This window comes from Micromonospora sp. (assembly GCF_048594385.1).
Lineage (GTDB): Bacteria > Actinomycetota > Actinomycetes > Mycobacteriales > Micromonosporaceae > Micromonospora > Micromonospora wenchangensis.
In genome coordinates this window covers 1-9707 of sequence record NZ_JBMDWU010000212.1, presented here as the reverse complement: position 1 = coordinate 9707, position 9707 = coordinate 1, and the positions used below count along the sequence as shown (strand labels likewise).

Sequence of the window (9707 nt, the reverse complement as noted above, 5' to 3'; positions counted from 1 at the left end):
GGGCGCCCCCCCCCGGGGGGGGGGGGGGCGGCCGGCCGCCCCCCCCCCCCCCCCGACCCGGGGAGAGGAACCCTGATGACGATCTCCACCGCGCCGGTGTCGGACCCGGTGGGCGCCGACGCCCCGCCCGCGCCGACCCGCCGGCCGCCCCGCCCCGGGCGGGCCCGGGAGTGGTGGCTCGGTGCCGCGCTGGTGCTCCCCGCCCTCGTCCTGGCCGTGCTGTTCAAGCTGGTGCCGCTGGTCCGCGGGGTGGTCACCAGCTTCGAGTCGTCGAGCGGCTTCGGTGGCAGCGAGTTCGCCGGGGCGGACAACTACACCCGGATGTTCGACGACCCGATGGTGCTCACCAGCTTCCGCAACGCGCTGCTGGTGGTGGCCACCCTGCCGGTGTGGATCGTGCTCCCGCTGATCCTGGCGCTGCTGATCCACCAGCGCTCGCCCGGGTGGAAGTTCTTCCGGGCGGTGTACTTCGTGCCGTACACCATCGCGCCGATCGTGGTCGGCATCATGTTCCGGCAGATCCTCGCCCCCGACGGGCCGCTGAACGCCCTGCTGCGCTTCGTCGGCCTGGAACCGTTGGCGATCGAGTGGCTCAACGGCCGCTACAGCGCACTGTTCTCGCTGGTGGCGGTCGCCCTGTGGAGCTTCTTCGGGCTCGGCGTGATGACCTACCTCGCCGGCCTGGCGACCATCCCGGAGGAGACCCTGGAGGCGGCCTACCTGGACGGGGCGGGGTTCTTCCGGCGGTTGTGGTCGGTGGTCGTGCCGATGCTGCGCCCGACCGTGGCGTACTGGAGCGTGCTGTGCGCCTCCGGCGTGCTGATCTGGCTGTTCCCGCTGATCTACGCGCTGACCCAGGGCGGCCCGGGGGACGCCACCATGCTCCCCGAGTACCTGGTCTTCCTCACCACCTTCCAGTTCCTGGACCGTGGCTACGGCTCGGCCATCGGCATCGCCCTGTTCGTCTTCGTCGCCGTGCTGTCCATCTTCAGCGTCCGGCACATGTTCACCGAGGGGACCCGGAAGCCGCGATGAACCCGCGCCACTTCGCCCGGATCGGGCGCTACCTGTTGACGTTCGCGCTGGTCGTCGTCGCCGTCGCGGCGATCTACCCGCTGCTGTTCACCGTGGTCAGCTCGGTGAAGACCCAGTCCGGTTTCGCCGACGACCCGCTGGGCCTGCCGGCCGGGATCACCTTCGAGAACTACCTGGAGGCGTTCCGCCGGATGGACATGCCCCGGCTGCTGCTCAACTCGCTGGTCACCACGCTCGGCGGGTTGGTGCTGTCGGTGCTCGCCGCCCTGCTGGTCGCGTACGCGGTGACCAAGCTGCGGTTCCGGGGCGGGAAGGTGGTCTTCCTGCTGATCATCGTGACGCTCACCATCCCCAGCCAGGCGATCATCTACCCGCTGTACCAGACGGTGCTCGACCTGGGCATGTCCGGCCAGTACCAGGGCCTGATCCTGGCGTACGCGGCGTTCGGGCTGCCGCTGGGCACCTACCAGCTCGCCGGCTACTTCCAGCAGGTGCCCGACGAGCTGATCGAGGCGGCCCGGGTCGACGGCGCGGGACACCTGACCATCCTGTTCCGGTTGCTCGCCCCGATCGCCACCCCGGCCATCGCGGCGCTGGCCATCTTCAACTTCGTCTGGATGTGGAACGACCTGCTGCTGCCGCTGGTCATCATGGGCGGCTCGGACAGCAAGACGCTGATGGTCGGCGTCTCCCTGCTCAGCGGCCAGTACGACGTGTCGGTGCCGCTGGTCAGCGCCGGGCTGATCGTGGCGCTGCTGCCGGTGCTGATCGTCTACCTGGTCTTCCAACGGCAACTCGTCTCCGGCGCGCTCGCCGGCTCCGGCAAGTGACGCCCACCGGGCGCAACCGGGTGACGCCGGCCGGCCGCAACCGGGTGACGCCGGCCGGGCCGCTGCGGCGGGGGCGACGGTGAGCGGGGCGGCCGGGCCGGGTGAGCAGGTGTGCCACCTCTACCGGCTGCGCCCCGGCGCGCAGGCCGAGTACGAGCGGCGGCACGCCCGGGTGTGGCCGGAGCTGTCCGCGCTGCTCGACGAGGCCGGCGTCTACGACTACCACATCTACCGGCACGACCTGCTGCTGATCTGCGTGCTGCGTACCCGTCGGGGATTCGCCGAGGCCCGCGCGGTGACCGCCGCCTCGCCGGTGCAGGCCCGCTGGACGGCGTCGCTGTCGGAGCTGTTCGCCGAGATCGCCGACGCCGACGGCGAGCCGCTGTGGGCGTACCCGGTGTTCCACCATCCGGGGCAGCCGCCGCCGTGAGCGGCGCGACCGTGCCGCGACGGCCCGGTGGGGAGGTCCCCGCCGGGCCGTCGCGGTGCCCGCCGTCAGACCGCGTACGCCACCGAACCGTCGGCGCGCAGCGGGATGCGGGTCAGCGGCCGGCCGGTCAGGTCCAGCGGCCCGGTGTCGGTCAGGTCGAGGGTGACGCCCAGGCCGGGCTCCTGCGGCACCGGCAGGAACCCGCCCTCGCGGCGGACGCAGGCCCGTGCCGGACCGTCGGCGAGCTGGTCGTCCAACGGCGAGTACTCCTGGGTGACGAAGTTCGGGATGACCGTGTCGAGCTGCACCGAGGCCATGGTGAGCAGCGGGCCCAGGCAGTTGTGGGTGACCACGGCCGCGTGGTGCGCCTCGGCCAGCGCGGCGATCTTACGGGCGTGGCTGAGCCCGCCGGCCAGCCCGACGTCGGGCCGGACGTACTGTGCGCCGGCCTGGGCCAGCAGCTCCTTGAACTCCCAGATGGTGTGCAGCCGTTCCCCGTTGGCCATCGGCACCTGCGGTGCCCGCCGGCCCACCTCGGCCTGGCTGCTCACGCTGTCGATCTGGACCGGGTCCTCGACCAGCAGCGGCAGGTGCCGGGCCAGCGCCGGCACCACCGCCTGCGCCTGCAACGGGGTGAGCTTGCGGTGCAGCTCGATGAGCAGGTCGACGTCCGGGCCGACGGTGTCGCGGACGGCGGCGGTGGTGGCCTCGGTCTCGGCCACCAGCCGGGCCTGGGACAGGTCGCCGTAGGCGGCCGGCAGCGGGTCGAACTTCACGGCGGTGAAGCCGTCGGCGACCGCGGCGGCGGCCTGTTCGGCGAGCGCCTGCGCGCCGGTGCCCGGCAGCAGCAGGTGCAGCCGGATGCGGTCGCGCACCCGGCCGCCGAGCAGCTGCCACACCGGCACCCCGAGCCGCTTGCCCAGCAGGTCCCACAGCGCCAGGTCGACGGCGGAGACGGCGGCGGTGAGCACCGAGCCCCGGAACGGGCCCATCCGGTAGAGGTGGTGCCAGTGGTGCTCGATCCGGTCCGGGTCGGCCCCGAGCAGGTACGGCCGGAACGTCTGCACCACGGCGTGCACCGCGTCGGGGTATCCCCAGCACGCGGACTGGCCCACCCCGGTCCGCCCGTCGGACGTGCGTACCTGGACGAAGTGCGCGTCCCCGCGTACCGCCGACTCCACCTCGACGATCTCCATGCCGACTCCCCCAATTAGAGACCAATAACGGCCACAAACTTGCTTGTGCACTCTTCCATAGCCCTGGACTGCTGGTCTAGGCTCCTCAACCAACGAGCCGGAATAGGGCTCAATTATCTCTGGGGGTGTGATGGGGCAGCTCGACGACTATCGGCTGATGGCCCGGATCCGCCGGTTCGAGGAGCGGCTGACCGCCCTCAAGGACGCCGGCGAGATCCCGGGCTCGATCCACCTGTGCAACGGCCAGGAGGCCATCCCGGTCGGCGCGTGCCGGGCGCTGCGCGACGGCGACCACGTCACCGCCACCTACCGCGGCCACGGCTGGGCGATCGCCCGCGGCGTCGACCTCGCCGGCCTGTTCGCCGAGATGATGGGACGCGACTCCGCACTGTGCGGCGGACGGGCGGCCTCGCCGTACCTGTCCGACCCGGGACGCTGGTTCGTCGGCGAGAACTCCATCGTCGGCGCCGGGGTGCCGATCGCCACCGGCGCGGCGCTCACCGCCCAGCGCACCGGCAGCGGAGCGGTCAGCGTGGTCAGCATCGGCGACGGCGCGATGAACCAGGGCAACGTGCACGAGGCGCTCAACCTCGCCGCCGTGCTCGACCTGCCGCTGGTGCTGGTGGTGGAGAACAACGTCTACTCCGAGATGTCCCGGATCTCCGACATGGTGCGCGTCCGGCAGCTCGCCGAACGGGCCCCCGGCTACGGCCTGCCCGCCCGGGTGGTCGACGGCAACGACCCCGACGCAGTCGCCGAGGCGGTCACCGAGGCCGTCGACCGGGCCCGGGAGGGCTCCGGCCCATCCATCGTGGAGGCGATGACCGAACGCCTCGTCGGCCACTACAGCGGCGACGCCCAGCACTACCGCCCGGCCGGCGAGATCGCCGCCGCCCGGCAACGCGAACCCCTGGCCCGCATCCGCCAGGCCGCCGACGCCGACCTGACCGCCCGGCTCGACGCCATCGACGCCGAGGTGGCCGCCGAGATCGAAGCCGCCGTCACCGCCGCCCGCGCCGTCCCCCACCCGGACCCGGCGACCGCCGAGGAGCACGTCTATGTCTGAGTCGCTGCGCTACATCCAGGCCGTCAACGCCGCCCTCACCTGGGCCCTGGACAGCCGGACCGACACCATCTACTTCGGCGAGGACGTCGCGCTGCCCGGCGGGCCGTTCGGCGCGACCAAGGGGCTGCACAAGCGGTTCGGCTCCGAACGGATCTTCGACACCCCGATCTCCGAGACCGGTTTCCTCGGCATGGCCCTCGGCGCGGCCATGACCGGCCTGCGCCCCATCGCCGAGATCATGTACGCCGACTTCTCGTTCGTCGCGATGGACCAGATCGTCAACCAGATCGCCACCATCCACTACTCCAGCGCCGGCCGGTGGAAGGCCCCGCTGGTGATCCGGATGCAGCAGGGCTACTCCCCCGGCGCATGCGCCCAGCACTCCCACTCGCCGGAGGCGTACTTCGCGCACACCCCCGGCCTGCGGGTCGCCCTGCCGGCCACCCCCGACGACGCGTACCAGATGCTGCGCACCGCCGTGGTCAGCGACGACCCGGTGGTGGTCGCCGAGGCCCGGATGCTCTACCCGACCCGGGGTCAGGTGCGCACCGACGCCCCGGTCGAGCCCGTCGGCGGAGCCCGGGTGGTCCGCCCCGGCACCGACGTCACCGTCGTGGCCTGGTCCCGGATGGTCTCCGCCGCCCTCGACGCCGCCGGCACCCTCGCCGAGGAGGGCATCGACGTCGAAGTGGTCGACCTGCGCTGGCTCAACCCGCTGGACTTCGACACCGTCGCCGCGTCGGTGGCCCGCACCGGACGGCTGGTCGTCGCCCACGAGGCGAACCTGACCGGCGGCTTCGGCGCGGAGATCGCCGCCCGCGCCGCCACCGAGTGCTTCACCGACCTGCGCGCCCCGATCGCCCGGGTCGCCGCCCCGGACGTGCCGATGCCCGCCGCGCCCGCCCTCCAGGCGGTCGTGGTGCCCGAGGCGGCGACCGTCGCCGACGCCGTCCGCCGGACGGTCCGGGCGTGAACGACACGGTCCCACCCGCCGCCACGGACACCCCCGGCGAGCACCCGCCGACCGGCGCGGAAGGCGCCGGCACCGCACCCGCCGGCCTGCTCGCCGGCCGGCGGGTGGTGGTCGTCGGCGGCGCGTCCGGCATCGGCCGGGCCACCGTCGCCGCCGCCGCTGCGGCCGGCGCGGCGGTCGCCGTGCTCGACGCCGACGCCGCCGGCGCGGACACCGCCGCCGAGCAGGCCCGCGCCACCGGCGGCCGGGCCTGCGCGCACCGGGTGGACGTCACCATCGAGACCGAGGTCGCCGCGGCGCTCGACGCCGCCGCCGCCGACCTCGGCGGGATCGACGCCGTGCTGCACGTCGCCGGGGTGATGCGCGGGCAGGGCCTCGACGTACGGGACGTGCCGGTCGCGCTCTGGGCCCAGGTCATCGCCGTCAACCTCACCGGGCCGTTCCTGGTCGCCAAGCACGCCACCCGGCACCTGCTCCCCCACGGCGGGGTGCTCGTGCTGGTCGGCTCGAAGGCGGGCGTGCAGACCGGCTCCGGCTCGGTACCCTACGGCGCGAGCAAGGGAGGGTTGCACGGTCTGGCGCTCACACTGGCCCGCCAACTCGGTCCACAGGGGATCAGGGTGCACACGCTCTGCCCCGGCGACATCGACACGCCACTGATGCGGCGGTCGCTCACCGAGGCACGGGCCAACGGCGCCGACGGCGGACGGATCGCCGCCGTCGAAGCCGCGCTGGGCCGCCCCGAGGACGTCGCCTCGGCGCTGGTCCTGCTGGCGTCGTCGGCGAGCGCCGGCCTCACCGGCACGGTCTGCACCGGCTGAGCACCCCACCCACCAGGGCAGCGGCACACCACGTGGAGGCATTGTGATCGGCATCATCGGCCCGGAGGACTCGATCCGGCTCGTCCGGGAGGTCGCGGCCGGGGAGGGCCGTGCGGAGGCGATCACCACCCGCGCGTACACCCGGCCGGAGCAGGCCCCCGACCTGGCCCGCGAACTCGACGAGATGTGCCAGGTGCTGCTGTTCACCGGGCGCATCCCGTACGCCTTCGCCACGGCCACCGGGGAACTGCGCGCCGAGATCGACTACGTCCGGCACGCCGGCATCGACCTCTACCGCACGCTGTCACGGATCCTGCTGGCCACCGGCGGACGACTGCCCCGGGTCAGCGTCGACACCATCGAGGCGGAGACCGTCCGGGAGACGTACCACGACATCGAGGTCGAGCCGCCCACCGAGATCCTGCCCATCGCCGACTCGTCCGGGCTGCTCTTCTCCGGCCTCGACGAGATCACCGCCTACCACCGGGAACGGTACGCCTCAGGCGCGGTCGAGGCGTGCCTGACCTGCCTCGGCGCGGTGCACCGGGACCTCGAGGACAGCGGGGTGCCGGTGTGGCGTGTCGAGCACACCCGGGCATCGGTCCGCGACGCGCTGCGCCGGGCCTGGCTCGCCGCCGAGGTACGCCAGTCCCGGGCCACCCAGATCGCGGTCATGATGGTCGACCTCGGTGCCCCCACCCAGCGGGCACAGGACCCGTACCAGGCCGAACGGCAGCGGCTACGGGTCCGCGAGGCGCTGCTGGAACACGCCGAACGGATGCGCGGCCGGCTCGCCACCGTCGACGACCGGACGATGCTGATCACCACCACCCGGGGCACCGTGGAGAGCGCCCTGGCCCGGCACCGCGACGGGCACGCCTCCCTGCTCACCCTGCGCGGCGTCGACGTCGAACACGCCGTCGGTTTCGGCGCCGGCACCACCATCGCCGCCGCCGAGGACAACGCCCGCAAGGCCCTCGCACTGGGCCGGCACAGCGGCGACACCCACGTGGTCTTCCCCGACGGGGAGGTCCACTCCAGCCGGCAGACCACCGTGCGTCCCCGGCTGCGCGAAACCGGCCCGGGCATGCTGCGCGTCTCCGAGCAGCTCCGGATCGGCCCGCTGTCCACCCGGCGGCTGCTGGAGGCGCTGCACCAGATGGACCCCGACCAGATCACCGCCCGGGGCCTCGCCGACGCGTACGGGGTGGAGGCCCGCTCGGCCCGCCGGCTGCTCAACGCGCTACGCGCGGCCGGCTTCGCCGAGGAGGTCGGGGTGCACGTCAGCACCGGCGCGGGCCGCCCGCAGACCGTCTACCGGGTCGCCATGCAGCGGCTGCTCGGCGCCATCGGAGCCGACACGTGAGCCACACCGCCACCGGGGAGCTGCGCTTCACACCAACCTACCTGGTCACCGCCACCTTCGCCGCCGACGCCGCGCTCCGGCGGGAGCCGTACCGGGCCGCGCACCTGGCGCACATGCGCGACCTGCTCGCCGACGGCACCGCCCTCGTCGTCGGGGCCCACGCCGACCTGCGCGCCTCGGTGCTGGTGCTGCGGGCCGCCGACGCGCCCGCCGCCCGCGCCCACCTCGAACAGGACCCCTACTGGCGGCACGGGGTGTGGACCGCGATCGACGTGGTCGACTACCTGGCCGCCACCGCACCGACCATCGGGAGGTCATGATGACGTCGTTCCGCCAGCTTTCCGGGGTACGGGTGCTCGGCGCCGAGCACGCCCCGTTCGCCGCCGACCTGCTCCGCGCGGCGTGGGGTGAGGGCGGTGCCGACGCGGTGCCGGTCCGGTTCGTCGCCGACCCGGCGCTGCCCGAGGGCGGCCACCGCGTCGAGGTGCCGCAACAGGGTGAGATCCGGCTCGTCGGCGATCCGTTCGCCGGCCTGGTGTACGCCGCCCGCGCCCTGGTCGCCGCCGCCACCCCCGCCGGGCTGCCGGTGGGCAGCACGGTGAGCGCCCCCGGGCTGCCGCTGCGCACCCTGTGGACCTGGGACCACTCCACCAACTGGGACACCCGTCAGCTCGGTCAGCAGGAGATCGGCGCGCTCAACCCGTACGCGAAGTCGGCCGACGCGTTCGGCGCCGACTACCGCCGCCTGGTCGACTTCTGCTCGCGGGAACGCATCGGCGGCATCGTCGTGTACGGGCTGCTGCGCGACGCCCACGGCGGGGTCGCCGCGGCCCGTGACCTGTGCGAGTACGCCAACGCCCGGGGTGTGCGGATCATCGCCGGGGTGGGGATCAACGCCTACGGCGGGATCTACTTCGACGGCCGGCACCGCTACAACCTGGCCACCTGGCTGCGGCAACGCCCCGACCTCGCCGCCGAGTTGCCGAAGAAGGTCGGCTTCGACATCGACGAGTTCGGTGACCTGCACTTCCCTGCCAGCGAGTACATGATGGCGGCCTGCCCGTCCCAGCCGGACAACCTGGCCTGGCACCGCGACGCCATCGACTGGCTGCTCGACACCCTGCCGGTGGGCGGGATCAACTTCGAGACCGGCGACTACGGCAGTTGCGCCTGCGCCCGGTGCGCCGCCCGCACCGGGGGCGAGCGCACCTCCTGGTCGTACGAGGCGATGCGGTCGGTGTACCCGACGCTGCTTGCGACCGCCCGGCGGCCCGGCCCGGCCGGGGTGCCGCTGCGCCACCTCGTCGAGGTGTACTGGGACAACATCTTCGACCTCGACGCCCAGAAGCCCCTGGCCGACCTGCCCGACGACGTCGCCTACCAGTACTGCGTGAACCGGGCCTTCTGGTACGACCAGCGGGACCGGTTGACCGCCGCGCACGTCGAGCGGCTCCCGCACACCACGAACGTGCTGCGCACCCACGCCGGTTCACAGTGGAACCGGCAGCGCCACTCCTGGGTCCCCGAGATGTACGCCGACATGGCCGGGCGGTCCGGGGCGGCCGGGATGCGCGGGTTGACCATCTTCGCCGAGCCGTCCGCCTACCACCCGACCACCGAGATCAGCTACCTGGCGTACGCCCGGTTCTCCTGGAACCCGGAGCTGGCCTGGGCCGACTTCTGGCGCGACGAGGTCGCGCCCCGGTTCGGCGGCGGGGCCGAGGCGGAGGCGTTCCGCGACGGTGCGGCGCTGCTCGACGATCCGGCGGCGACCGGTGCGGCGCTGGCCGCCGTGTCCGCCGACGCGCTCGGCATGGTCGCGGCCACCAGCGGCGAGGTGCGGCGGCGGTGGCTCTGGCTCGCCGAGCGGACCTCGCGGTACGCCTACGCCGCCGGCTGACGCCGGTGCGGGGGCCCCCCCCCGGGGGGGGCCCCCCCCCCGGGGGGGGGGCCCCCACCACCCCCCGGGCGGGGGCGCCCGGCCGGGGTG

10 protein-coding genes are annotated in these 9707 nt (G+C 73.7%); 9 read left to right on the top strand and 1 reads right to left on the bottom strand.

The features are described 5' to 3' along the window. Positions 1 to 75 precede the first annotated feature (75 nt). The 3 genes from ACOJTC_RS11540 to ACOJTC_RS11530 all read left to right on the top strand — a co-directional run bounded on the left by ACOJTC_RS11540 (position 76) and on the right by ACOJTC_RS11530 (position 2295). Positions 76 to 1035, top strand: coding sequence for a carbohydrate ABC transporter permease (locus ACOJTC_RS11540; protein WP_204923378.1), 960 nt, complete (start codon positions 76 to 78; stop codon positions 1033 to 1035). Next, positions 1032 to 1865: a carbohydrate ABC transporter permease gene (locus tag ACOJTC_RS11535; protein ID WP_088644292.1), complete on the top strand. Its 834-nt coding sequence runs from the start codon at positions 1032 to 1034 to the stop codon at positions 1863 to 1865. Before ACOJTC_RS11540 ends, ACOJTC_RS11535 begins: the two co-directional genes overlap by 4 nt. Before the next feature lie 79 nt (positions 1866 to 1944). Next, a complete protein-coding gene (locus tag ACOJTC_RS11530; RefSeq protein ID WP_204923379.1) occupies positions 1945 to 2295 on the top strand; it encodes an L-rhamnose mutarotase in 351 nt (116 codons plus the stop codon). A gap of 65 nt (positions 2296 to 2360) precedes the next feature. On the opposite strand, the gene ACOJTC_RS11525 is transcribed toward ACOJTC_RS11530, so the two are convergent. Beyond that, positions 2361 to 3491, bottom strand: coding sequence for a mandelate racemase/muconate lactonizing enzyme family protein (locus tag ACOJTC_RS11525; RefSeq protein ID WP_420116842.1), 1131 nt, complete (start codon positions 3489 to 3491; stop codon positions 2361 to 2363). Positions 3492 to 3621: 130 nt separating this feature from the next. Here ACOJTC_RS11525 and ACOJTC_RS11520 point away from each other — a divergent pair, with 130 nt between their 5' ends. From ACOJTC_RS11520 to ACOJTC_RS11495, 6 genes are read left to right on the top strand one after another with little or no spacing between them, the layout of a single operon-like run. Continuing rightward, positions 3622 to 4557, top strand: coding sequence for a thiamine pyrophosphate-dependent dehydrogenase E1 component subunit alpha (locus tag ACOJTC_RS11520; protein ID WP_420116841.1), 936 nt, complete (start codon positions 3622 to 3624; stop codon positions 4555 to 4557). Then, positions 4550 to 5530: an alpha-ketoacid dehydrogenase subunit beta gene (locus tag ACOJTC_RS11515; protein WP_420116840.1), complete on the top strand. Its 981-nt coding sequence runs from the start codon at positions 4550 to 4552 to the stop codon at positions 5528 to 5530. Before ACOJTC_RS11520 ends, ACOJTC_RS11515 begins: the two co-directional genes overlap by 8 nt. Continuing rightward, the gene (locus ACOJTC_RS11510; RefSeq protein WP_420116839.1) at positions 5527 to 6351 is read left to right on the top strand and encodes an SDR family NAD(P)-dependent oxidoreductase; all 825 of its coding nucleotides are present in this window, start codon (positions 5527 to 5529) and stop codon (positions 6349 to 6351) included. The genes ACOJTC_RS11515 and ACOJTC_RS11510 overlap by 4 nt, the downstream gene beginning before the upstream one ends. A 43-nt stretch (positions 6352 to 6394) precedes the next feature. Further along, on the top strand, positions 6395 to 7717 hold the full coding sequence (locus tag ACOJTC_RS11505) for a hypothetical protein (protein WP_204923384.1): 1323 nt from the start codon (positions 6395 to 6397) through the stop codon (positions 7715 to 7717). Continuing rightward, a complete protein-coding gene (locus ACOJTC_RS11500) occupies positions 7714 to 8037 on the top strand; it encodes a YciI family protein (protein ID WP_420116838.1) in 324 nt (107 codons plus the stop codon). The genes ACOJTC_RS11505 and ACOJTC_RS11500 overlap by 4 nt, the downstream gene beginning before the upstream one ends. Next, on the top strand, positions 8037 to 9617 hold the full coding sequence (locus tag ACOJTC_RS11495) for a hypothetical protein (RefSeq protein ID WP_420116837.1): 1581 nt from the start codon (positions 8037 to 8039) through the stop codon (positions 9615 to 9617). Before ACOJTC_RS11500 ends, ACOJTC_RS11495 begins: the two co-directional genes overlap by 1 nt. Positions 9618 to 9707: the final 90 nt, after the last annotated feature.